Genomic DNA, 23,432 nt, shown 5'->3' on the forward strand with positions numbered 1-23,432 from the left:
GTACTGTTGTCTCTAACTCTATCTACTTTTACTAGATTGTCGTGCGAATCGTTCTATTTCATATCAATCTATCATATATCTTGAAGTAACAACGACTTGAAGAAGGATGGTGGATGGGATGGAACGGTCGAGTAAGATGACATTCCGTTTTAAGGAGCAATCTAACGATCATTCTAGTGGACAACCTGATATGGATAAAGCTATACAGTCTTTAGATAATAAAGATTCGCAATCAGGGGTGGAATGGAGTGAATGGCTATCTCTTCCCAAGGAGGAGGAGAACTCTTCTCATGTGGCAGTCGTAGTGGAAGAGGAGAATGAAAAAAAGGAAGATCGAGAGATTGAACAGTTGGAACGCATCATTCGAGATAGTGGACAAGATACGAAAGTGATAGATATTCAGCTCGAACCATCTCTTCTCGATCCTGCGAGTCACTCTTCTACGACAGAAGGAGATTGGGTGTGGTCTTCGGCGCTCTCAACTTCTGAACATGTGTCTGGCCAAAATGAGCGAAACCAACCATTGTCCAACTCAGATGATCAAGGGGAAGAGTTAGCTAGTGAACATTGGCATACCCCTCATCGTGCTCGTGCTTCTGCTTGGAAACTAATTGCATCCATTGCAGGTGCGATTGCAACAGGAGCAACGTTTGGTTTCATTGCGTTGTCTTTATTTACAGGAGAAGTGCGTGTACCTGAAGTGAATCCGGCTATTCCTGCTATGGGAGCACTTGAGGAGCAGAGTGCTAATACGGCTGACTCGAATAAAGCCACTGGATCATCTAAGTCGCCTGTGGAGATTAAAGAAGGTGCATCGACTAGCGGCGGTACATCAGTGTCGGTCAACATTCCTGCACGGTCGATTTATGTGCTCCAATACGGGGTATTTAAACAAGCAGAGGGTGCAAAGGCTGCTGCTGCGGAGCTGAATGAGCTTGGTTTGGCTGGGGTGGATGTGCAGCTTGGTGGAGAAGGACAGCATAGAGTATATGCTGCTGTTGCAAGCAAACGAGAGGAAGCTATGCTGTTAAGCGATGCGATGAAGAACAAGCAACTGCAAATGTATGTGAGCAGCATGGAGCGCCCAGAGACAAAGCAGCTTGTTTTTGCTGGCGATGGAAAACAGATGGAGGAGTTCATTCGCTCTTCTGATGAGGTACAAGACTGGTTGTTGACTCAGTCTGTAACGGCTATTCAAGCAGCGGGTCTGTCTTCTGGAAAGGCTAATTCTTTCGACAAGGCAGCTACGGATAAGCTTCGTAATGAACACTTGAAGTGGACGCAAGCTGGTGAGCTTATTCAGAAAGGTCAGAACGTTGAAGCGGAAAAGACGTGGATTAAGATGGTCCAAGCCATGAACACAGCGATTAGTGCGGTCAACGAGTATAATAAGTATGCTGCGTCATCACAGCTTTGGAATATTCAACAATCGCTTATTCGATATTCTTTGCTGGAACAACAGTGGCTTAAGCAGCTTCAAGCCTGATATACTATAGAAAATCCGATCAACTTAAAAGAATGTTGATCGGATTTGAAAGACAGGATAAGATGTGTAAGACTGGTCGTTTGTCAACTGGCAGAAGAGAACGTATAATAAAGAAAGGTGTCAAAAAATGGAGAACACATTAGACAATCCTCATGACAATCCACTTCTCGTACTTGCATCGACATCTCCGCGTCGGCAAGAGCTCATTCATGCGCTCCAATTGCCTGTCGAGGTTGAGCCGAGTAATGAGGACGAGACAGTAGATATCCATTGGGCACCATATGAGACGGTTGAGCAGTTAGCGCTGCGTAAGGCATCATCTGTTGCACGAGCGCGCCGTGCTCGCGGTGAGCGTGGCCTCGTAATAGGTGCGGATACAATCGTCGTCTTGAGAGATACGATTCTAGGGAAGCCTGAGAATGAAGCGGATGCATTCCGCATGTTATCGGCACTTCAGAATGAAGTGCATGAAGTGTACACCGGAGTTGCTATTATCGACACATTGACAGGTGTAGAACTAGTTCGGCATCGTAAGACAGCTGTATGGATGAGACCGCTGAGTTCAGAGCAGATCACTCGGTATATCGCATCAGGAGAACCAATGGACAAGGCTGGTTCGTACGGCATTCAAGGATTAGGTGCTGCTCTAGTTGATCGAATTGAAGGATGTTATTTCAACGTCGTAGGTTTGCCGATTTCTTTACTAGCTGATATGTTGAAGGTGTATGGCATCGAGAAGCCTTAAAGTAGCAGTAAGTTCGCACTCAAATAGGTGCTGCTGGCATAATGTGATGCAAAGTAATTGAAATATGAAATGCTGACACATGTTGTGAGCGGAGGAGGAAATTAATTGTCTCAAGCACCAATGCTTCGTGACCTCCCCCTTGAAGACCGACCTAGAGAGCGCATGATACGATCAGGGGCTGAGGCGCTAAGTCACGCCGAGCTATTAGCTATTTTACTTCGTACAGGTACACGCAATGAATCAGCGTTGTTGCTGGCTCAGCGCATTTTGAATCGAACTGGAAGTTTGAGAAGCCTTGGGGATATGTCTGTATATGAACTTACGCAAATACGTGGGATTGGGACTGCGAAGGCTGTTCAGCTAAGAGCTAGTTTGGAACTTGGCCGTCGTATGGCGCAAACACGTACATCGGAAGATCCTTTTATCAGACGACCGCAAGATGCTGCTGATATGGTTATGGAGACGATGCGGCATTATAAGCGAGAGCATTTTATGTGTCTATACTTAAATACGAAGAACCGAGTGCTTGCTCAAGAAACGATATCTATCGGAACGCTTGATGCGTCACTCGTGCACCCACGCGAAGTATTTCGCGCCGCTATGAAGTACGGATGTGCCTCTATCATATGCTTGCATAATCATCCGAGTGGCGATCCGACACCGAGCCAAGAGGATATTCTAATTACCCGTAGACTAATGGAAGCGGGCGAACTTATTGGTATTGAAGTGCTGGATCATCTTGTCATCGGAGATAATCGCTATGTAAGTTTGAAGGAACAGGGGTACATGTAATATAATAGGTAAGATTGAAGGAACTATAAAGGAGATTTGACAGCATGTTTGGTGGTTTTACGAAAGACTTAGGGATTGATTTGGGAACTGCAAATACACTTGTATATGTACGTGGAAAAGGTGTAGTCGTGCGCGAGCCATCTGTTGTCGCAATTCGTACTGACTCCAAGACGATTGAAGCAGTAGGAGAATCAGCGAAGAAGATGATCGGACGCACACCGGGGAACATCCGTGCGATCCGCCCGATGAAAGACGGCGTTATCGCTGATTTTGATACAACTGCAACAATGATTAAATATTTTATTCGTCAAGCTCAGAAGCAGCGCTCGCTGTTTCCGCGCCATCCGAACGTAATGGTATGTGTGCCATCTGGTATTACGGCTGTAGAACAACGCGCTGTTGAAGATGCAACTAAGCAAGCTGGTGCGCGTGAAGCCTACACGATCGAAGAGCCATTTGCAGCAGCAATTGGTGCAGATCTTCCAGTATGGGAACCTACGGGCAGCATGGTTGTTGATATCGGTGGTGGTACAACAGAAGTAGCTGTCATTTCCCTTGGCGGTATCGTGACAAGCCGTTCTGTACGTGTAGCTGGTGACGAGATGGATGAAGCAATCATTCAATATATTAAGCGTCAATACAATCTTATGATCGGTGAACGTACTGCTGAACAATTGAAGATGGATATTGGTTCCGCTATGCCGACAGAAGAGAAAGACTCCATCGAGATTCGTGGACGCGATTTGCTGACTGGTTTGCCTAAGACGTTGTCTATTACGGGTGAAGAGATTACAGAAGCACTCTCCGATACAGTTAGTTCCATTATCGAAGCAGTTAAGGTAACACTTGAGAAGTGTCCACCAGAACTTGCAGCAGATATTATGGATCGCGGCATCGTACTTACAGGTGGTGGAGCGTTGCTTCGCAACTTGGACAAGTTGCTTGCTCGTGAAACTGGTATGCCAGTAATCGTGGCAGAGAATCCGCTTGATTGTGTAGCTATCGGTACTGGGCGTGCATTGGATAACATTCATCTTTTCAAATCGCGCAGCAGCTCGGCACTTCGTTCTAAGCGATAAGCAGAGGTTAGTTCCGCGTGGGGGTCCGGGTCAAATGTTATTTGGCTCGGACCTCTATGTGCATGGACAAGGTAACGAAACGGCATTACGATGAGAAGGTGTTAACACTGTTTAAGCTACTGGGTAATAAGCGATTGTTTATTTTGATGCTCGGACTTATTTTATTTATTGCATTGATGGGCTTTTCCCTAGGGAATAGAGGGAAGCTTACATGGGCGGAGAAGTTCGTTCATGATACGTCGTCATTTGTGCAGCAGTTGTTCTATCGACCGACTGCGGCTGTATCTGCTTTCTTTGAAAATGTGAGCAATTTAAGTGAAACCTATGAAGAGAACGAGCGCTTGAAAACTGCTTATGCTCACTATGTTCGTGATAAAGCTACGTTTAACCGCATCAAAGCGGATAATGAACGTTATGAAAAATTATTGAAATTCACAGACCATCAGAAAGCCCAAAATAGTCCCTATGAATACCGAATTGCCCAAGTGACAGGACTCAATGTTGCCGATCCTTTTAATCAATCGTTGAACATTAATTTGGGCAGCAAGAACGGTGTCCAAAAGGGAATGCCTGTTATAGCAGTTGAAGGTGTTGTAGGTGTTATTAGCCATGTTTCGGAGTTCTCATCATCTGTACAATTGTTAACAAATATTGATGAGAAATCCAGAGCGATTGCGGTAACCGTGCAGGGCAAGGAAAATAAGTCTTTCGGTATGATTGAGTCGTATGATCATAGCAATAATACGTTTCTTATGACCCGTATTGAGGAAAATGATCCTTTGGAAGAAGGAGATGTCATCGTTTCTTCTGGACTTGGCGGCAAATTCCCGGCCGGACTTATTATCGGTAAGGTAATAAAACGTCAGGTTGGAGATATCGGATTAACACATACGGCTACCATTGAACCAGCAGCTACGTATCAGGATTGGCGTGAACTGTTCGTTGTTATTCCACCGAATACGGGGAATAGCAGTCAGGAGAATGGACAATGAATCGAAATTGGATGATTCTATTTCTCTTAATCCTTTTCTTCATAGAGGGATCGGTAGTTCCGCATCTCATACCAGATGGCTGGTATGGGCGTATCGCTGTCCAATTCGTATTTGTAGTGGTGCTGTTTCACGGGGTATACGCTCATCGACATACGGCACTCTTAATGGGACTTGGCTTTGGGTTATTGCATGACATCGTTTATTATGGTCAGATAATTGGGCCGCATTCCTTTACGATGGGGTTTCTAGGTTATTTGGCTGGTTATGTGTTCAATGTTCGCCATAAGACGATGGTCATGATGCTATTCGTCGTTCTTATAGGGAGTTTCTTATATCAAACGATTATTTTTGGTATATATACGTTGTTTAGCCTGAGTCATTTCACCTATCAGCAAGCATTGTTGGATTATATTATTCCAAGCATGTTTGTGCAGCTTATATTTGCACTTATCGTTTATGTACCGTTGCGTAAATGGTTCGACATGATTCAGGGTAACAATAAGAAAGATTCGGAAGAAGCATAGAGAGCCGTCTCGGACACTAGCTCTGGGACGGCTTTAGCCCTTTATAGGCGGGAGTATGCTAATCGCAATATGCGATGGCGAACAGAGGTTTTTACTTGGTCATGCAGGACTTCTCTCGTTCATCACGAAATAGAATCTTGTTGGGAGGGACGAACGATGACGGCCAAGTCACTAATAACGATTAAAGGCGTAAAAGACGGTCTCGTGTTCCTGCTTGACGATCAATGTGAATTCATAGACTTGTTGCGTGATTTGCGTGACAAGCTTGAGCATACACCTCATTTCTTCAATGGACCTATTGTGTATGTCGATGTCAAGCTGGGAGCTCGCTCGATCACAGAAGAGCAAAAGTCGGAAATATTGGACATATTGAAAATGAAGGGCAATTTGCTCATTCGCTCCTTGCAATCAGATGACAAAGTAGAAAAGCAGCCTGATTACCAGGTACATACGATGACTGGCATCGTTAGATCCGGTCAAGTTCTTCGTCATCAAGGAAATCTATTATTTTTAGGCGATGTGAATCCCGGGGGAATGATCATATGTACTGGGGACATTTACGTGTGCGGCGCTCTTCGTGGTACTGTACATGCGGGGGCAGAAGGCGACCATAACGCGATTATAACTGCATCATTATTTTCGCCTACACAGCTTCGTATTGCTGATGTCATTAGCCGCCCTCCGGATGAGTGGGGTGTGACGCAGACGCAAATGGAAGTCGCTTATGTGGATAATGGACAAATGCAAATTGACAAAATCACCAATCTTCAGCGAATTCGACAGGACCTCAAAATGTTCAAAGGAGTGTAATTGCATGGGAGAGGCAATTGTCGTTACATCAGGCAAAGGGGGCGTTGGCAAGACGACGACGTCTGCCAATCTTGGCACCGCCCTTGCGCTGTTAGGGAAAAAAGTATGTATGGTCGATACCGATATCGGTCTTCGCAATTTAGATGTTGTGATGGGTCTTGAAAATCGGATCATTTATGATATTTGTGACGTGGCTGAAGGGCGTTGTCGCTTGAACCAAGCTCTTGTCAAAGATAAGCGCTTTGAAGAGCTGTACATGCTGCCAGCTGCTCAAACGAAAGACAAACATGCAGTATCTCCTGAGCAGATCAAAGATATTATTTTGGAGTTGAAGAAAGACTTCGAATATATCATCATCGATTGTCCAGCAGGCATAGAGCAAGGTTTCAAAAATGCTATCGCAGGCGCAGATCGTGCAATCGTGGTCACGACACCCGAAAATGCGGCTGTGAGAGATGCAGATCGTATTATCGGTTTGTTGGAGAGTGCGAGCTTATCAGCACCGCGTCTCGTTGTAAACCGGATACGTCCGAACATGGTTCGGAGTGGCGATATGCTTGACATCGAAGATATTTTGCAAGTATTGAATATTGAGCTCATTGGAATTGTTCCTGATGATGAGCACGTCATCAAGGCAGCGAACATGGGAGAGCCGACGGTTATGAATCCCGATTCTAAAGCGTCGTTGGCGTATCGCAATATCGCTCGTCGAATTCTCGGTGACACGGTGCCGTTAATGCCGATGGATCAGAAGAAAAGCGTGCTAACCCGAATGAAGAAGTTTCTTGGAATGGGATGATTGACTTTTGTTGAATAAACTGAAGCGCATCGATTGGATGATTGTTGCGATATTGGGTGTTTTTGCGGTAATAAGTCCTTTTATTGTGTACAGTTCCACAGTTGGAACAAAGTTTGAACCAGCAAATTTTGAAGTAAAGACGATCGTATTCTACATTATTGGGTTCGTAGTTATGCTTGCCGTTACCCTATTTGATTATCGCTTACTGCTCAAGGGCTGGATTATATGGATGGTTATCACCGTTCTCCTCCTCATAGGTCTCTATTTTTTTGCTGATGTCACTATGGGTGCTAAAGGATGGTATAAATTTGGAGGATTATCATTCCAACCAGCTGAATTAGCCAAAATTGTATTGATTCTCTCTTTGGCACAGCTGCTGGGTAAACGTGAAGGAGAGCCGCTCGGATTTGTTAAAGATCTACTTCCGATTGCATGTGTGATGATCATTCCATTTGGCCTTATTGTGGCTCAGCCTGATTTAGGGAATGCGATGATATTGATCGTTATCTTTATTGGGATGCTATGGATTGGAGGCATGAAGTATCGGCATATGTTCGTTGGAACGGCAATTGTCGGTGCTCTTATCGCGATCGTAGTTATTTTGTTTACGCAATTTGGCCCGCAAGTAGAAAGTTTCTTTAAAGATACACTCGGTCAAAATCACTGGTATGAACGTATTAATACGTTTATCAATCCAGAGTCAGCGAGTAAAGATGAATCCCATCAATCGAGATATGCATTGATTGCTATCGGCTCTGGCGGATTGACCGGTGATGGATTTTTACAAGGGGAACTGAAGAGTCGTAACTTTATTCCACTCACCTATTCAGATGCTATTTTCGTCGTTATTGGTGAGGAATTTGGGTTTCAGGGAGGAGCCTTACTGTTACTCCTTTACTTCTTCCTCATCTATCGTATGATTCTCATTGCATTCCAGTGTTATGATTTAAGGGGATCGTACATCATTATCGGTATTGTCTCGATGTTTGTGTTCCAAATCTTCCAGAACATTGGAATGATGATCGGTTTAATGCCGATCACGGGAATTACGCTGCCGTTCATTAGTTACGGCGGAACGTCGCTGATTTTGAATATGGTCTGTATTGGCTTAGTGCTGAGCGTGCGGATTCATCAAGAAAAATACCAACTAGATGAATAAAGTTGGTTCATAATGATTGCGTAAGTCCTATTCATTTATCCACCTCGTAGCTCTGATCTAAGGAAGCATTATGATTCCTGATTAGGCCGCGAGGTGTTTTTTTGTATTGTAATGGCTTCTAATCTTGTATTGTTACAAGGGCTTGTTCATATCGATATCCTGCCTGTCATACATATGTAGCATATGAATAATTTGAGTGGGGAAGGGATACGGATGAAGGATGATATTCGTCGCCGCCGAGAAGCGCGCATTAAGGAACTGACACTTCGGGATATTCAGGGCCATAAAATGAGCGGAGATACGAAGGAGCCTACTCCTCCGTCCGTGATTGCACAACCATCCTATTACAATTACAGCAGTCCTGCACAGGACAGAGGGGCATTAGCTGTTGAGTACAATGAGCGTGACCCTGAGCAAGTATGGAGAGACGCTAAACAAGCATGGGCAGGGCGCTATGGTTGGAAAGACAGTGAGCAGACAAACGGTACCTCAACCTTTATAAGGACGTTTTTTATACAGCTTGGTTGTACAATTGTACTTTGTGCGGCAGTGACAGGAATTATGAAATGGAAAGTTCCTTTTTTGGACAGTACAAGGAGTTATGTGGCTTCAGCTATGTCAGAAAATATGGATTTCCAATCAATAGCAGTGTGGGTGGAAGCAACATTTGGGGGTTCACCTGCGTTTATACCTATATGGAAAGACCACACACCAGCAGCTAAAGAAGCTCAAGCTAAGCTTGGGTTCCAAATACCTATGGCGGGAAATGTTGTACAGCCATTTGCTCTTAGTTTGCAAGGTGTTGAGTTAAGAGCGGAGGAAGGCGGCGCGAATGTAGCCAGCGCAGCTGTGGGACGAGTGATACGAGTAATTGAAGATCCGCGAGCTGGGTCATCAATTGTTATTCAGCACGCGAATCAATATATGTCGTACTATGAACGGTTGGAAGAGTGCTACGTGAAGAAGGATGATTGGGTAGAGGCAGGACAGGATATTGGTCGTATGCCGAACGCGACTTCATCGGGGACGATTCCAGGATTATTTTTTGCGCTAAAGAAAGAGGGTCGATTTGTGGATCCGGCGGAAGTGATGAGCTTTGATTAGGTGGAAGGGGACGACCTATTCCCTACACCCGTTGTTGATCATGCTGCTGGCTCTTTCGGCAATTACGGGCCATTTATTGGAATTGTTAACGTTAGTTGTAATTGTGGCGGTTCATGAAGCTGGGCATGTTGTTGCGGCCAAATGTTTCGGATGGACTATTGTAGATGTGAAGCTGCTGCCTTTTGGTGGGGTGGCTGAGACAGAGGATGGGGCGTTGTCTCCATCGTGGCAGGAAATCATTGTCGCAGCTGCCGGGCCTTTGCAAAATGTATTTATGATCGGGTTGTCACTGTTGTTTCAGTATATGGGATGGTGGAGTGAGGCTTGGTCCACTTACTTTATTGAGGCCAACCTTATTATTGGAGGCTTTAATTTACTGCCTATTCCACCGCTTGATGGTGGTCGGATTTTGCAGGCTTTATGTGCGTATGGACTTAGTTATCATTTTACACTTCGATTAGGGGCTTGGATTGGCATTGTAGGAAGCTCCATGCTTGGTTTATTCGCATTATTTCCTTTGTTGAAGCAATCGCCCATTAATATGAATTTACTAGTGCTTGGATTATTTTTATTGTGGACAAACATCATGGAATGCAAGCATGTTCCGTATCGATTTTTTCGTTTTCTTGTCCATCGAGCCAAGCGACTTCGTGAATGGGAGATGAGCGCCCATATAGGCAGGCCCATAGTTGCATCGTCAGAGCGTGGGCTCGTAGATATTATGCAGCGCTTTCGTAGAAATAGTTATCATATGATATATGTGATTGACGAACATGGCCGCATTCAACGAGTAATACCAGAACAACAGTTAATAGACGCATTTTTTCAACATTGGCAGGATGATTCATAAGACCCGTTTAGGAGAAAAATTTACGAGATAATAGTCAAAATAGGGGTACGTTTGGATGAAAATATATATATTTTTAGATCGAGTGATCAACCGACATATTCATCGTTTCTCGCTTCATGTTACAATAAGAGGTGACGCGCTTGAGTAGAGGTGAAGCTATGAAACGAATGATCGTTCACTGTGGAGAACAGTCAACTCAGATGGCATTGCTTGAAGATGGACGTCTGGTAGAGTTTGCAGTAGAACGTGCAGCGGGTGTCAGGCTCGTCGGGAGCTTTTACAAAGGCCGTGTTGTTAATGTTCTTCCGGGTATGCAGGCAGCTTTTGTAGATATTGGGCAGAAGAAGAACGCTTTTTTATATGTCGATGATTGTTTGCATCCGCATTTAGAGAAGCAGCCGAAGCAGAAGCCTCCTATAACGAGTTTGCTGCGTGTGGGGCAAGAATTAATTGTACAAGTGATGAAAGAGCCTTTTGGTGGCAAGGGTGCTCGTGTTACGACACATTATTCATTGCCGGGGCGTCACTTGGTCTTTATGCCGAGAGCAGACTATATTGGTGTATCGAAGAAGATTGAGCAGGAATCAGAACGTAATCGATTGAAGCAACTTGGTGAATCGCTTCGAACAAATGAAGAAGGCATTATTATTCGAACCGTGGCGCAAGGGGAAACGGTTGAAAGTCTTGCTCAAGATATAGAAATATTACGTCAGCAATGGGAAGCAGTTGAGCAAGCAGCCTCTGCTGTAAACGCACCTGCTCTTTTGCATCAAGATGTATCAATGGCTGAACGAATGATACGGGACGCATTCACTCACAATGTGGATGAGCTTGTAATTGATAATCGAAAGCAAGCAGAGTTAATAAAGTCATACGTATGCACGTTTGATGCTGAGTTGGTTGAACGTGTAGTTGTCTATCAAGACCGCGAACCGATTTTTCGTCGATTCCATATCGAAGGCCAGTTAGATAAGACGTTTCAGCGGAAAACGTGGATGCAAAGTGGTGGATACCTTGTATGGGATCAAACAGAGGCTTTGACCGTTGTGGACGTGAATACTGGTAAATACACGGGTACGAGCGATCTGGAAGATACCGTATTCTATACAAATATGGAGGCGGCAGAAGAGATTGCTCGTTTGATTCGATTAAGAGATATCGGCGGCATTATTATCGTTGACTTTATTGATATGGATTCGGACGATCACCGTAAGCGTGTACTTGAGCAATTGGAGCGAACGATACGGAAGGATCGTACCAAATGTCTAGTCGTTGGTTGGACAAAGCTGGGTTTGCTTGAAATTACCCGTAAAAAAGTGCGAGAGCAAGTGATGAGCCGCTTATATACACCTTGCCCGACTTGTGATGGCACAGGCAAGAGGGTTCCGGAATTTCAGCAGTTGTGACGCATGATTGGTATGGATTTGTATATGAATCACACGTTGATTTTTGAGAGAGTGTGTGTTAAAATCATCAGGTATGTGTCTAGTATTCAATTCTGCACACATGCTGTAACCGCTCGGAACAGGTATTAAGTGTGGATTTTCCATCACCTGATTATAGGCGAGTCTGAGACATGAGGAGGTGCAACACAATGTACGCTATTATTGAAACAGGTGGTAAGCAGTACAAAGTTCAACAAGGCGATGTTCTTTACATCGAGAAATTGGACGCTGCTGAAGGTGAAAGCTTCACATTCGACCGCGTATTGGCAGTATCTAACGAGGGTGGCCTCGTAACAGGTGCTCCATTGGTAGAAGGTGCTGCAGTTACGGCTAAAGTTGAGAAGCATGGAAAAGGCGCGAAAATTATCGTGTACAAGTACAAAGCTAAGAAAAACTACCGTCGTAAGCAAGGTCACCGTCAACCTTACACAAAGGTGACAATCGAAGCTATCAAAGCATAATTAAGAGGTGTAGCGAATGATTCGCATCACCATTTACCGGAATTCTGAAGGGCTCATCGAGCGTTTCGCCATTAAGGGACATGCCAATTATGCTCCTCACGGAGAAGATATTGTATGTGCTGGTGTATCTGCGGTTTCGATCGGAGTAGTAAATGCTATTGAGGCATTGACGGGCGTTGTGTTGGAGTGCCAGATGAAGGATGGTTTCCTGAACGGTACTGTACCGGTTCTGAATGACACTCATCATTCGGAGCAAGTTCAATTGCTCTTGGAATCGATGGTTGTCAGTCTGAATACGATGGAAGATTCATACGGTTCGTATATTCAGATAAAAGAAAATAATTCAAAAAGGAGGTAGACAACATGTTGAAATTAAACCTTCAGTTATTCGCATCCAAGAAGGGTGTAGGTTCCACGAAGAATGGTCGTGATTCCCATTCCAAACGTCTTGGTGTTAAACGTGCGGATGGTCAAACTGTTACAGGTGGTAGCATCTTGGTGCGCCAACGTGGAACAAAGATTCATCCAGGCAACAACGTTGGTATTGGTAAAGACGACACGCTCTTCGCTAAGATCGAGGGCGTTGTTAAATTCGAACGTTGGGGTCGTGACCGCAAGAAAGTGAGCGTCTACCCAGTTAACGTTGCACCAGTTGCAGCTGCTGTGGAAGTGTAATAGGCGTCATGTGAAACCCTCGGCTTAGGCCGAGGGTTTTTTGATTCATTTATTTCCTTCTTTCGCGTTTGTTCGACTGGAATCGCTTTGGACGACTTTCTGATCTCATGCTATACTATGGGGTGGGAGTGTGCATTTATTTGGGAATGAAGCGAGGGTGAACGATGAGGGGAAGCCGACTTTGGGTGTTTACGTGCAGCGGCTGTGCGTTAATTTGCGCAGTGGTATTGGCATGGGGGCCTTTATATTTGCCGTGGCGTATATTCGCTGTCATACTACTCATCCTAAGTTTAGCGGCAGGTTGTATTATATTGCTTCGCGAACAGCGGCATCAACATGAGCGAGCTCTTCATATGGCCCATCAATCTGCGCTGGAATTAATGAATCATCAGCGGCATGATTGGATGAATGAACTGCAATTGCTTTATGGATATGTTAAATTGAATCGTACGGAGCAACTTCGCTTATGTGTTGAAGGCATTAAGAGCAAAATGATCGAAGAAGGACGCATTGCTAAACTAGGCATACCGGAATTGACATTGTATTTGCTTCATGTCCGTGTATCAGGGCATGCGATGCCTGTGTATGTACATCTTCCGAGGCAGATCGATTTGACCGAAGTTGGGTTGTTGCTTGAGGGCCGAGTATTAACGGATATGATTAAAGAGGGAGTTCAAGTTATGCGTTTGGCGCCAAAGGCGAGTGCAGATGCAGCAACTCCACTTCAGTTTATGATAGATATTCGTTCAGATGATGCACTTGGCATTCGATTCTTATATGAAGGACAGCTGCTTCAACCGGACGATGTGAGAACTCAACTTGACAGGCTGGCAGCTGAGCATGGCGTGCGGCTGGAGCAGGTGCCGACGAGTGAGCTACAAGCTGGTGCTTCGATATTTGAATGGATTGTACCATGCAAGGCAAGGGACTAGAGAGGTGAAACTTCATGTTTGTAGATAAAGCTAAGATATATGTAAAAGGTGGAGACGGCGGGGATGGTCTCGTAGCGTTTCGTCGTGAAAAGTATGTACCAAATGGAGGACCAGCAGGTGGAGATGGCGGACGTGGTGGCGACGTTATTTTCCGTGTTGATGAAGGCTTGCGGACATTGGTTGACTTCCGCTATCAGAAGCACTTCAAAGCTCCTCGTGGAGTAAAAGGGCGTAATAAAAGTCAGCATGGTGCAAATGCAGAGCACATGATCGTACGTGTTCCTCCTGGAACTGTTGTTGTAGATGATGATACTCAGGAAGTAATTGCAGATTTGACCCGCCATGGACAACAAGTTGTTGTTGCGAAGGGTGGTCGTGGTGGTCGTGGTAATACGCGCTTCGCTACTCCGACAAATCCTGCGCCTGAGCTTGCTGAGAACGGTGGAGAAGGAAAAGAACGTTGGGTTGTCCTTGAGCTAAAAGTAATGGCGGATGTCGGGCTCGTTGGTTTCCCGAGTGTTGGTAAATCCACATTGCTGTCGGTTGTCACTTCTGCTAAGCCGAAGATTGGTGCTTATCACTTTACGACGATTACACCGAATCTAGGTTTGGTTAACATGGGTGATGGCCAGAGCTTTGTTATGGCGGATTTGCCGGGTCTTATCGAAGGCGCGCACACGGGTGTCGGACTTGGCCATGAATTCCTGCGTCACGTTGAACGTACACGCGTTATTGTTCATGTGGTGGATATGGCGGGGACAGAGGGCCGAGATCCATTCGAGGATTGGGTTAAGATCAATGATGAGCTGAAGCTGTACAACGAGAAGTTGGCAGAAAGACCGCAAATTGTTGCTGCCAATAAAATGGACATGCCAGAAGCAGAAGAGTACTTGGCTTCCTTCCGTACGCAATTAGCAGAAGTAAGACCAGATATCGAAATTTTGCCTATTTCTTCTCTGACGAGAGAGGGTATTCAAGATTTGATGTTTAAAGCAATACAAGTACTGGATTCGTTGCCAGATGATATCGAAGTGGCAGAAGTTGCTCAAGTTGAAGAGCGCAAAATCTATCGCTTCGATAAAAAAGGTGATGAGCCGCAGTTCACAATACGACGTGAGAATGAAACGTTTGTTGTGGAAAGCGAAGCGATTGAACGCATGATGAAACGTATGCAAATGAACACGCATGATGCGATTTTGCGTTTTGCAAACACGCTGCGTAAAATGGGTGTTGATGATGCGCTTCGTAAGCGTGGAGCAAAAGATGGCACTATTATACGTATCGCTGATTTCGAGTTTGAATTTGTTGAAGGCAGCAGCTACTATTAATAATAAGAAAAGGTCGTATGACGTTATTGCGTCATGCGACCTTTTTTGTTATCAACTATTTTCTCTAGTAAGAAAATTTTGAGATATATGTGATGGACATCGTGTATAATAAGATTCAACTTTTGACATGAACCTATTGTTTTTGCGGCGCTTATTCGCTATAATGTCCTCTATAGTTAAACAATAGTCTCTACATGGAGGACGGTTATGGCAGAACGATATTATTTAGTTCGTGAAGATATACTGCCTGAAGCAGTGGTGAAAACCGTTAGGGCGAAACAATTGCTAGCGGCTGGAGAAGTGAAAACAGTACATGAAGCAGCGGAACGAGTTGATTTGAGTCGTAGTGCTTTTTATAAATATAAAGATGGTATTTTCCCGTTGAATCAGCTGGAGCGTGAGCGGATTGTTACGGTTTCATTGGACTTAGAGGATCGTGCAGGAATATTATCCAAAGTGCTCGGTTCGGTTGCTACATTTGAAGGAAATGTACTTACCATTCACCAGACGATACCACTGCAAGGTATGGCTAACGTAGTATTGTCAATTGAGACAGCATTAATTGCTGAGAATTTCGGACAGATGATGGATACACTTCGTGATATTCCTGGGGTAAAGCGAGTCGTTCTTATCGGTCAAGGTTAGGCAACAAGGGATATAGCTGCACACATAAGAAGGGGAGGAACAAAGATGAAACCAATACAGGTAGGCTTATTAGGATTAGGAACAGTTGGAACTGGTGTTGTAAGAATTATAGAAGGGCATCAGGAAGATTTGATGAGTCAGGTTGGTTCTCCCATTCAAGTTCGTAAAGTGCTCGTAAAGGATATGCATAAGCAGCGTCATTTAAATATCGATCCGGCGCTTATGACTGAAGATGCATCAGAGGTTGTATATGATCCGGAGATTGATGTTATCGTTGAAGTAATGGGAGGAATTGAGCCTACAAAACAGCTCATTCTCGATGCTTTGGCACAGGGTAAGCATGTTGTAACTGCTAATAAGGATTTGATGGCGCTTCATGGGCCAGAAATACTAGAACAAGCACGTGCTAACAATTGTGATGTATTTTACGAAGCGAGTGTAGCAGGTGGTATTCCAATTATCCGGACATTAATGGAAGGATTCTCTTCGGATCGTATCAAAAAGATTATGGGGATCGTAAATGGAACTACAAATTATATCCTGACGAAGATGAGCCAAGAGGGCGTGGCGTATGAAGATGTGCTTAAAGAAGCGCAAGCGCTAGGCTATGCAGAATCTGATCCTACTTCAGATGTAGAAGGACTGGATGCTGCTCGTAAGATGGCAATTCTTGCTACGCTAGGATTCCATGCGACGGTAGGTCTTGAAGATGTTGAAGTGAAAGGCATATCAAGCATTTCTAAAGAGGATATCTCCTATGCGAAGCGTCTTGGCTACGAAATGAAGCTGCTAGGTATTGCGGAGCGTCAAGATGATCAGATTAGTGTTGTTGTCCAGCCTACGATGGTTAAGACTTCACATCCGCTTGCTTCTGTTAATGGCGTGTTCAATGCGGTGTATGTATATGGTGAAGCTGTTGGGGAAACGATGTTCTACGGTCCAGGTGCAGGTGAGATGCCTACTGCGACTTCTGTTGTAGCTGACCTAGTAGCTGTGGTAAAGAACCTGCGTATCGGTGTTAATGGTAAGCAAGGTCACCATGCATATCGTGTTAAGAAACTGAAGACAGATGATCAGATTCATTATAAGAACTTCATTCTATTGCATGTTCATGATCGTGCAGGGGTATTGGCTAGAATTACGCAAGTATTTGCAGAATTCGGTGTGAGCTTAGAGTCTGTCGTACAGCAGCCGAACCCGAACAATCCTGATGCTGAAATTATCATAATTACACATGAAGCTAGCCAAGCAAATATGAGAAAAGTACTGGATCATTTTATGAGCTTGGATGTTATAAAAGAAATTAAGAGTGCATATCGCGTAGAGGGTTAATCATTCATTCCAGCGTGCGGAATAGAGATGGAGGAGAGAACGATGAGATATATGGGACTGTTGGAAACGTATAAGGCATATCTTCCGGTTGGGGAAGCGACTCCGATGATTACACTTCATGAGGGGAACACACCATTGATTCGGGCAGAGAATCTGTCAGAGCAGCTTGGCTTGAATTTGTATTTTAAATATGAAGGCTTAAATCCTACGGGTTCTTTTAAAGATCGTGGTATGGTTATGGCTGTTGCTAAAGCGATGGAAGAAGGCAGTCGTACGATCATGTGTGCCTCTACAGGTAACACTTCTGCGGCAGCAGCTGCTTATGCGGCACGTGGCGGTTTGAATTGTATCGTTCTTATTCCTAATAATAATATTGCGCTCGGTAAGATGGCTCAAGCGATGATATATGGTGCAAAGGTTATTGCGATAGAGGGGAACTTCGATCGTGCATTAGAAATTGTCCGTGAAATTACGGCTAAGCAACCTATTACGTTAGTGAACTCTGTTAACCCTTATCGCATCGAGGGCCAGAAGACGGCTGCTTTTGAGGTATGTGAACAGCTTGGAGAGGCTCCGGATTACTTAGCGATTCCTGTAGGCAACGCGGGGAATATCTCTGCCTATTGGAAAGGCTTTAAGCAATACTATGAGGCTGGAAAAGTGGATAAGCTGCCGAAAATGCTTGGTTTTGAGGCTGAAGGTGCAATGGCAATTGTGAAAGGTGAGCCCATTTTAGAGCCTGAGACAGTTGCAACTGCTATCCGCATCGGTAATCCGGCAAGTTGGAAAACGGCGGTTGAAGCTTCTCAACAATCGGAAGGGCAGATTAACTATGTAACGGATGAGCAGATTTTGTCCGCTTATCAAATGCTTGCTGCGTCAGAAGGCGTATTTGCAGAGCCTGCTTCGGCTGCTTCTTTGGCTGGAGTTATTAAATTGCATCAGGAAGGTTATTTCCGAGGCGGGGAGTCTGTCGTCTGCGTGCTAACAGGGAATGGCTTGAAAGATCCGAATATTGCGATTAAAACGGCTGCTGTCGAGCCGCTTGTTGTTCCAGATACGGAAGAAGCGGTTATGGACGCGATTCGTAAGCTAGAAGGGTGAATAACAGATGATGCAGCAAAACGGTGTACTAGTAAAGGTTCCTGCAAGTACGGCTAATTTAGGACCGGGTTTTGATACATTGGGAATGGCTCTTTCCTTATATACTTGGATTGGTATGAAGCCTGCTGAGAGTACTGTGGTACGTATGTATGGTCCTGAATTAGGTGGTTTACCGGCAGATGAAACGAATCTTATCGTGCAAGTGGCAAAGCGGGTATTTATCGAAGCGGGAGCAGAGTTTTGTCCGTTAGCAATCGATGTATATAGTGAAATTCCTTTGACAAGAGGTCTTGGAAGTAGTGCTTCTGCGATTGTAGGTGCGCTCGTAGCAGCTAATGCATTATTAAATTACCCATTGTCTAATCAACAATTGTTTGATATGGCATCTGCTTGGGAGCGTCATCCTGATAATGTTGGTGCATCCTTATTCGGTGGAATCGTCGTAGCATCCTGGGATGGAAAGCGGGCGAGGCATGTGAGATTGGAGCCTCATAGCAGTTTGGGTACGGTTGTGGCTATACCGAAGTTCCATCTGGAAACGAAGGCTGCCCGCGGGGTGTTACCAGAGCAAGTATCAATGGCGGATGCAGTACATAATGTGAGTCATTCTTCGTTGTTGGTTGCTGCGTTATCGACGGGCCAATTCGAACTGTTGTATGATGCGATGCAGGATCGACTTCATCAGCCATATCGCATGTCGTTAGTGCCTGGGATGGCACGGGTATTGGAGGAATCTCGAAAATATGGTGCGTACGGTGTTGCTTTAAGCGGTGCTGGTCCAACTATATTGGCGCTTGTTAATCAATTGCAAGGCAACGATGAATTGGTTACCTTTATGAAAGACACGCTACAACAATGTGGTGTTGAGGCAGATGTGTTCTTGCTAGAACCTAGCTCAGTCGGTGCAGTCTGCTTGGAAGGGTCGGCAGATGATATTCATAGATTAATACCTGAGGTATATCGGTCTGATCTAGCCGCAGAAGTATAGGTACTTGAATGTGAAGGAGTAAGTGAAGTATGGCTCGTATTGCTCTATTGCCGCAAGGCTCCGTGTCTCATGAAGCTGCAGTCCATCTGCTTGGCGATCATCATCAATACTATCATTACAAGCTTATTTCTGAAGTGTTTATGGCTGTCGTGAACAAAGAAGCAGATTATGCCGTTATTCCAATCGAGAATACGATTGAAGGCTCTGTTAATTTGCATCTGGATTGGATCGTTCATGAGGTGGATTTGCCGTTTCAAGCAGAATGGGTCTATCCGTCTATTCAACATTTAATAGGAAGAAACGTTGAGGGCACAAAAGATTATTCTTCTATTAATAAGGTGCTGTCGCATCCTGTTGCGATGGCGCAGTGTCAGCAATTTTTACGAAAACATATGCCTCATGCAGTGCAAGAGCATGTCAGCAGTACTTCGGAGGCGGTGCGGATAGTAAAAGAGCATCCTGAAGAGAACTGGGCAGCAATCGGTACTCGATTGGGGGCGCAAACATTTGGCTTAAATGTACTTGCCAGTGAGGTTATGGACCATCATAATAATTATACAAGGTTTATTCTGTTGGGATCTCAACCAATTGAACTCGCGGAAACGACGACACATAAGACGACAATCTTGGTGACGTTGCCAGAGGATTTTCCAGGTGCCTTGCATCAGGTGCTGTCAGCATTCGCTTGGAGACGAATCAACTTGTCTCGAATCGAATCGCGGCCGACTAAGCGCCAGCTAGGAAATTATTATTTTTATATCGATTTGCAAATGGCTCTAGATTCAGTGCTGCTTCCTTCTGCTTTTGCAGAGATTGAAGCGCTTGGCTGCCAAGTTCGCATTTTAGGTACATATCCGACCTATGCGTATTCTACCAGTCAACGAGAAGAGCCTCATCATTCGGAGGTGTAAGCATGACGCAGTGGATTTATTTAGACGGCGAATTTGTTACTAAAGAAGAAGCAAAAGTATCGGTATACGACCATGGATTTTTATATGGTGATGGTATATTTGAAGGTATCCGTATTTATGACGGGAATATTTTTAAATGCCATGAGCATTTAGTTCGTTTGTACGACTCTGCTAAGTCAATTATGCTGAACATTCCGCTTACGATTGAGGAAATGCAGGATGTGTTGGTAGAAACGATCCGCCGCAACGGGCATCGTGACGGATATATTCGTCTTGTAGTATCTCGTGGAGCGGGCAACCTTGGATTGGATCCGAATCGTTGCCCTAAAGCGAGCGTCATTATTATCGTTGAACAACTGGCTATCTATCCAGAAGAAGCATACAAAAATGGTTTGCGCGCGGTATCCGTAGCAGAACGTCGCAACATTCCGGATGCATTGAATCCGAAGATTAAATCTTTGAACTATTTGAACAATATTCTAGTTAAGATCAAAGCAAACCTAGCTGATGTAGGCGAAGCGATCATGCTTAATGCGCAGGGCTACGTAACAGAAGGTTCGGGAGATAACATCTTTATTATTAAAAAAGGGGTGGTATATACTCCTCCTTGTTACTTGGGTGCCCTAGAGGGGATTACACGTAATGCAATAATCGACATTTGTAAGGAACAGGGCTTTATTGTGAAGGAAGAGCCGTTCTCTATGCATGATGTTTATGTTGCTGATGAAGTATTCTTCACAGGGACTGCTGCGGAAGTTATTGCGGCGCGCGAAATCGATGGGCGTATTGTCGGTAATGGTCAAGCTGGTCCAATCACGCTGCAGTTATTGGACAAGTTCCGTCAAATCGTAACGCAGGATGGCGTTAAAGTATACGAATCTTAATCGTTTAAGAAGCTTTCTCCGAAGAGGGGAAGGCTTCTTTTTTTTGTCATATAAGCTCTTTGGTTGTATAGTGGATTGTTTTTTTATGAAGATTATGTGTTAGATGAAAAAAATGATGTCAAATGCCCAGCTCTTGCATAGGATGTATAAATGACTACGCGGGCGATTGTCCCGTGTTACGAGGATGATTCCCTTAGGAGGTACCGCGCGTGAAAATTCATATTATTAAAAAGGGCGAAACTTTGTACGCTCTCTCCAAAAAATACGGGGTATCTTTGGATCAACTAATCGCCCTTAATCCGCAATTAGCTGATCCAAATCAAGTTCAAGTTGGCATGAAGATTAGAGTTCCTTCTACTCCTGTTTCTACTGGAGGCTACGAAATTGTCCATAAGCATGTTGTCAAGGAAGGAGACACACTGTGGAAGTTGGCGAAAGCTTGGGGTTTGCCACTTCAGGCATTGATCGCAGCGAATCCGCAACTGAAAAATCCGAATGTGCTGCTCATTGGGCAAGTTGTGAATATTCCTAAATTAACTGCTAATGAGTCGGGTGGACCAAGTGCGAGTGCAGGTTGGGGCGCAAATGCAGCCAATACCGGTGTCATACCCCTGTCCAAAGCTGAGTTGACAAAGCCGATACAGCCGCAACCACCAGTACAGCCGCCCATACAGCCTCCTAAACAACCGCCTATCCTGCCGGAGACTAAATTGCAGCCTCAAGCGAAACAGCCGGCGTCGCTACCATCTCAACCACAAGCCCAAGCTAAACCTCCAATACAATCCCAGTCTCAACCCAAGCCGCAGTTGCAACCACAATATAAGCCACAAGCAGAACAGCTAATTCTTCCGTCTCCTTTACCGAATCCACCATCCGTTAAGCCTGCAACAGGCAATGTTAGTCCTGTTAAGCCTACATTGAAAGGCGAGGTGCCGAATTTCGCACCTTTACCGGCAAGTTACGATAACTTTTCGGCAAACATGCCTAATGTAGAACCATATCCGAATTCTTTTGTTCCTAACTATGTAGGGCAGTCTCAAAGCAATGTACAATGGCAGTCTCAAGAAGTTGGTGGAACACAATCGACTTCACAGCCTAATGTATATCCGAACGTACCTCAATATGAAGGGTTTTGTACACCGGACATTTCACCTTATCCGAATTTCTGTAATCCGTATCCTGTACATCCTTTTGGTGCTCATCATTGTAATCCTTGTGGATATCCATCACACGGTGTTAATTCAATGCCGTTTATGCCTTATCAGGCTTCCTACACAGATGGATTGAATTCGATGTGGGGCAGTGAGAATGTGTTTTATTCCGAAAATGCGAACTATGGCCCGACTTCTGTGTTACCGGGAGCAAATGCGAATTATGGTCCGACGTCTGTATCGCCAGATTCAAATGCGAACTATGGCCCAGCTTCCGTGTTGCCAGGAGCAAACGCGAATTATGGTCCGACGTCTGTACTGCCAGATTCAAATGCGAACTATGGTCTGGCTTCTGTATCACCAGGAGCAAATGCGAACTATAGTCCATCGTTTGTCTCGCCTGCAGCTAATCAGAGTATTTCTTCAAGTGGTGCAGGTGAAATGTGGGATAAAAAAGCAAACGAACAGGCTGTAAATGCTGAGTCTTATGCGTATCCACAACAGTACAGTAATATGCCATATGATGTTCAAGCATATGGTGCTTATGGAGCTTCTCCGTACGTGGACTATAGTGTATTTTGTCATCAATGCGGAACTCCTTATAGAGTAGATACTTCATTGCAGGACGGCAGTTGGTTGTCTCAGTGGGGGGGGGTTAATTCGGCTGCAGGAAACGAAGCTGAATTTGCACAGGAGCCCGAAGATGTTCAGTCTGATTCGAGTGATGATGTTTCTGCTAGCAAAGGGAAGAAGAAGAGTAAAGAGCAGCGTAAAAATGTAAGTACGCGTAGCTATAAAGAATCTGATTCTTATACGCAGGCTAGTGTAAGGCAAAAGGGTAAGAGTATGCCTTGGATTAACGGTTAATACAAGTTGTATGAAATAAGCTGCGACATCGCCTACAAGCGAATTATCGTGGCTTATTTTTCCTGTTGTCAGAGTAGAGCATGCATGATATATTGTAATTCCGCCGCCGAGAGGTGCGGTTGAGACAAGCTTTAATGGATAGTGAATTGCAGCTGAGTTCAAAACGACGCTTCAAAAAACTTTTTAAAAAAGTATTGACTTAAAAGAAACAACGTGATATATTATAAGAGTTGCTGCTGAGAAGCGCGACGAACGAAAGTGAAGTTGATTGAATCGAATTGATTAATCATCTGAGCGAAATTGTTCTTTGAAAACTGAACAACGAGTGAAACGTTTGATATAAGAAATTCAGCAATGAATTTCGTCAGC

24 protein-coding genes and 1 other annotated feature are annotated in these 23,432 nt (G+C 44.6%); all 24 genes read left to right on the forward strand.

Features of this window, described 5'->3' with window-relative positions:
* The first annotated feature begins 118 nt into the window (after positions 1 to 118).
* The 24 genes from NQ117_RS21255 (at position 119) to NQ117_RS21370 (ending at position 23,063) form a co-directional block, all read left to right on the forward strand.
* A complete protein-coding gene (locus tag NQ117_RS21255; protein ID WP_258280017.1) occupies positions 119 to 1,486 on the forward strand; it encodes an SPOR domain-containing protein in 1,368 nt (455 codons plus the stop codon).
* A 127-nt stretch (positions 1,487 to 1,613) separates the two neighbouring features.
* Positions 1,614 to 2,231 (forward strand): Maf family protein, encoded by a 618-nt coding sequence (locus tag NQ117_RS21260; protein ID WP_258280018.1) that lies wholly within the window; start codon positions 1,614 to 1,616, stop codon positions 2,229 to 2,231.
* A gap of 120 nt (positions 2,232 to 2,351) precedes the next feature.
* Positions 2,352 to 3,023 (forward strand): RadC family protein, encoded by a 672-nt coding sequence (radC, locus tag NQ117_RS21265; protein ID WP_258280046.1) that lies wholly within the window; start codon positions 2,352 to 2,354, stop codon positions 3,021 to 3,023.
* Positions 3,024 to 3,067: 44 nt separating this feature from the next.
* Entirely contained in the window at positions 3,068 to 4,102 is a 1,035-nt protein-coding gene (locus NQ117_RS21270) for a rod shape-determining protein (RefSeq protein WP_258280019.1), read from the forward strand.
* Positions 4,103 to 4,164: 62 nt separating this feature from the next.
* Positions 4,165 to 5,094, forward strand: a complete 930-nt coding sequence (gene mreC / locus NQ117_RS21275) for a rod shape-determining protein MreC (RefSeq protein WP_258280020.1) — start codon at positions 4,165 to 4,167, stop codon at positions 5,092 to 5,094.
* Positions 5,091 to 5,618: a rod shape-determining protein MreD gene (mreD, locus tag NQ117_RS21280; RefSeq protein ID WP_258280021.1), complete on the forward strand. Its 528-nt coding sequence runs from the start codon at positions 5,091 to 5,093 to the stop codon at positions 5,616 to 5,618. Before mreC ends, mreD begins: the two co-directional genes overlap by 4 nt.
* A gap of 156 nt (positions 5,619 to 5,774) precedes the next feature.
* The gene (gene minC / locus NQ117_RS21285) at positions 5,775 to 6,428 is read left to right on the forward strand and encodes a septum site-determining protein MinC (RefSeq protein ID WP_258280022.1); all 654 of its coding nucleotides are present in this window, start codon (positions 5,775 to 5,777) and stop codon (positions 6,426 to 6,428) included.
* Positions 6,429 to 6,432: 4 nt separating this feature from the next.
* Positions 6,433 to 7,227, forward strand: coding sequence for a septum site-determining protein MinD (minD, locus tag NQ117_RS21290; protein WP_028595250.1), 795 nt, complete (start codon positions 6,433 to 6,435; stop codon positions 7,225 to 7,227).
* A gap of 7 nt (positions 7,228 to 7,234) precedes the next feature.
* Entirely contained in the window at positions 7,235 to 8,386 is a 1,152-nt protein-coding gene (locus NQ117_RS21295) for an FtsW/RodA/SpoVE family cell cycle protein (protein WP_258280023.1), read from the forward strand.
* Between the two features lie 213 nt (positions 8,387 to 8,599).
* A complete protein-coding gene (locus NQ117_RS21300) occupies positions 8,600 to 9,490 on the forward strand; it encodes a M23 family metallopeptidase (RefSeq protein ID WP_258280024.1) in 891 nt (296 codons plus the stop codon).
* Positions 9,483 to 10,340: a M50 family metallopeptidase gene (locus tag NQ117_RS21305; RefSeq protein WP_258280025.1), complete on the forward strand. Its 858-nt coding sequence runs from the start codon at positions 9,483 to 9,485 to the stop codon at positions 10,338 to 10,340. The genes NQ117_RS21300 and NQ117_RS21305 overlap by 8 nt, the downstream gene beginning before the upstream one ends.
* Positions 10,341 to 10,498: 158 nt before the next feature.
* Entirely contained in the window at positions 10,499 to 11,746 is a 1,248-nt protein-coding gene (locus NQ117_RS21310; protein ID WP_258280047.1) for an Rne/Rng family ribonuclease, read from the forward strand.
* Between the two features lie 97 nt (positions 11,747 to 11,843).
* Positions 11,844 to 11,921: a sequence feature (ribosomal protein L21 leader region), on the forward strand.
* A 13-nt stretch (positions 11,922 to 11,934) separates the two neighbouring features.
* Positions 11,935 to 12,246 (forward strand): 50S ribosomal protein L21, encoded by a 312-nt coding sequence (rplU, locus tag NQ117_RS21315; RefSeq protein ID WP_258280026.1) that lies wholly within the window; start codon positions 11,935 to 11,937, stop codon positions 12,244 to 12,246.
* Between the two features lie 16 nt (positions 12,247 to 12,262).
* Positions 12,263 to 12,604, forward strand: a complete 342-nt coding sequence (locus NQ117_RS21320; protein ID WP_258280027.1) for a ribosomal-processing cysteine protease Prp — start codon at positions 12,263 to 12,265, stop codon at positions 12,602 to 12,604.
* Positions 12,605 to 12,609: 5 nt separating this feature from the next.
* The gene (gene rpmA, locus NQ117_RS21325; protein ID WP_028595257.1) at positions 12,610 to 12,921 is read left to right on the forward strand and encodes a 50S ribosomal protein L27; all 312 of its coding nucleotides are present in this window, start codon (positions 12,610 to 12,612) and stop codon (positions 12,919 to 12,921) included.
* A gap of 164 nt (positions 12,922 to 13,085) precedes the next feature.
* Positions 13,086 to 13,853: a Spo0B domain-containing protein gene (locus NQ117_RS21330; protein WP_258280028.1), complete on the forward strand. Its 768-nt coding sequence runs from the start codon at positions 13,086 to 13,088 to the stop codon at positions 13,851 to 13,853.
* 14 nt (positions 13,854 to 13,867) lie between these two features.
* Entirely contained in the window at positions 13,868 to 15,181 is a 1,314-nt protein-coding gene (gene obgE / locus NQ117_RS21335) for a GTPase ObgE (protein WP_258280029.1), read from the forward strand.
* Positions 15,182 to 15,388: 207 nt separating this feature from the next.
* A complete protein-coding gene (locus NQ117_RS21340; protein ID WP_028595260.1) occupies positions 15,389 to 15,826 on the forward strand; it encodes an ACT domain-containing protein in 438 nt (145 codons plus the stop codon).
* Between the two features lie 45 nt (positions 15,827 to 15,871).
* The gene (locus NQ117_RS21345; protein ID WP_258280030.1) at positions 15,872 to 17,158 is read left to right on the forward strand and encodes a homoserine dehydrogenase; all 1,287 of its coding nucleotides are present in this window, start codon (positions 15,872 to 15,874) and stop codon (positions 17,156 to 17,158) included.
* 42 nt (positions 17,159 to 17,200) lie between these two features.
* Positions 17,201 to 18,262, forward strand: coding sequence for a threonine synthase (gene thrC / locus NQ117_RS21350; protein WP_258280031.1), 1,062 nt, complete (start codon positions 17,201 to 17,203; stop codon positions 18,260 to 18,262).
* Between the two features lie 7 nt (positions 18,263 to 18,269).
* Positions 18,270 to 19,250: a homoserine kinase gene (gene thrB, locus NQ117_RS21355; protein ID WP_258280032.1), complete on the forward strand. Its 981-nt coding sequence runs from the start codon at positions 18,270 to 18,272 to the stop codon at positions 19,248 to 19,250.
* A 29-nt stretch (positions 19,251 to 19,279) separates the two neighbouring features.
* Positions 19,280 to 20,161: a prephenate dehydratase gene (gene pheA / locus NQ117_RS21360; RefSeq protein WP_258280033.1), complete on the forward strand. Its 882-nt coding sequence runs from the start codon at positions 19,280 to 19,282 to the stop codon at positions 20,159 to 20,161.
* Positions 20,162 to 20,163: 2 nt separating this feature from the next.
* Positions 20,164 to 21,045, forward strand: coding sequence for a branched-chain-amino-acid transaminase (ilvE, locus tag NQ117_RS21365; protein WP_258280034.1), 882 nt, complete (start codon positions 20,164 to 20,166; stop codon positions 21,043 to 21,045).
* Positions 21,046 to 21,254: 209 nt separating this feature from the next.
* Complete coding sequence (locus tag NQ117_RS21370) at positions 21,255 to 23,063, forward strand: LysM peptidoglycan-binding domain-containing protein (RefSeq protein ID WP_258280035.1); 1,809 nt, start codon at positions 21,255 to 21,257, stop codon at positions 23,061 to 23,063.
* The last annotated feature ends 369 nt before the right edge of the window (positions 23,064 to 23,432 follow it).

Source organism: Paenibacillus sp. SC116 (assembly GCF_024733555.1).
In the GTDB taxonomy this organism is placed as follows: Bacteria; Bacillota; Bacilli; order Paenibacillales; family Paenibacillaceae; genus Paenibacillus_B.

What these genes read in the sequence shown, in the direction of transcription:
- NQ117_RS21255 (WP_258280017.1), top strand. Translation starts at nt 119, where the DNA reads ATGGAACGGTCGAGTAAGATGACATTCCGTTTTAAGGAGCAATCTAAC.
- NQ117_RS21260 (WP_258280018.1), top strand. Translation starts at nt 1,614, where the DNA reads ATGGAGAACACATTAGACAATCCTCATGACAATCCACTTCTCGTACTT.
- radC (WP_258280046.1), top strand. Translation starts at nt 2,352, where the DNA reads ATGCTTCGTGACCTCCCCCTTGAAGACCGACCTAGAGAGCGCATGATA.
- NQ117_RS21270 (WP_258280019.1), top strand. Translation starts at nt 3,068, where the DNA reads ATGTTTGGTGGTTTTACGAAAGACTTAGGGATTGATTTGGGAACTGCA.
- mreC (WP_258280020.1), top strand. Translation starts at nt 4,165, where the DNA reads ATGGACAAGGTAACGAAACGGCATTACGATGAGAAGGTGTTAACACTG.
- mreD (WP_258280021.1), top strand. Translation starts at nt 5,091, where the DNA reads ATGAATCGAAATTGGATGATTCTATTTCTCTTAATCCTTTTCTTCATA.
- minC (WP_258280022.1), top strand. Translation starts at nt 5,775, where the DNA reads ATGACGGCCAAGTCACTAATAACGATTAAAGGCGTAAAAGACGGTCTC.
- minD (WP_028595250.1), top strand. Translation starts at nt 6,433, where the DNA reads ATGGGAGAGGCAATTGTCGTTACATCAGGCAAAGGGGGCGTTGGCAAG.
- NQ117_RS21300 (WP_258280024.1), top strand. Translation starts at nt 8,600, where the DNA reads ATGAAGGATGATATTCGTCGCCGCCGAGAAGCGCGCATTAAGGAACTG.
- NQ117_RS21310 (WP_258280047.1), top strand. Translation starts at nt 10,499, where the DNA reads ATGAAACGAATGATCGTTCACTGTGGAGAACAGTCAACTCAGATGGCA.
- rplU (WP_258280026.1), top strand. Translation starts at nt 11,935, where the DNA reads ATGTACGCTATTATTGAAACAGGTGGTAAGCAGTACAAAGTTCAACAA.
- NQ117_RS21320 (WP_258280027.1), top strand. Translation starts at nt 12,263, where the DNA reads ATGATTCGCATCACCATTTACCGGAATTCTGAAGGGCTCATCGAGCGT.
- rpmA (WP_028595257.1), top strand. Translation starts at nt 12,610, where the DNA reads ATGTTGAAATTAAACCTTCAGTTATTCGCATCCAAGAAGGGTGTAGGT.
- NQ117_RS21330 (WP_258280028.1), top strand. Translation starts at nt 13,086, where the DNA reads ATGAGGGGAAGCCGACTTTGGGTGTTTACGTGCAGCGGCTGTGCGTTA.
- obgE (WP_258280029.1), top strand. Translation starts at nt 13,868, where the DNA reads ATGTTTGTAGATAAAGCTAAGATATATGTAAAAGGTGGAGACGGCGGG.
- NQ117_RS21340 (WP_028595260.1), top strand. Translation starts at nt 15,389, where the DNA reads ATGGCAGAACGATATTATTTAGTTCGTGAAGATATACTGCCTGAAGCA.
- NQ117_RS21345 (WP_258280030.1), top strand. Translation starts at nt 15,872, where the DNA reads ATGAAACCAATACAGGTAGGCTTATTAGGATTAGGAACAGTTGGAACT.
- thrC (WP_258280031.1), top strand. Translation starts at nt 17,201, where the DNA reads ATGAGATATATGGGACTGTTGGAAACGTATAAGGCATATCTTCCGGTT.
- thrB (WP_258280032.1), top strand. Translation starts at nt 18,270, where the DNA reads ATGATGCAGCAAAACGGTGTACTAGTAAAGGTTCCTGCAAGTACGGCT.
- pheA (WP_258280033.1), top strand. Translation starts at nt 19,280, where the DNA reads ATGGCTCGTATTGCTCTATTGCCGCAAGGCTCCGTGTCTCATGAAGCT.
- ilvE (WP_258280034.1), top strand. Translation starts at nt 20,164, where the DNA reads ATGACGCAGTGGATTTATTTAGACGGCGAATTTGTTACTAAAGAAGAA.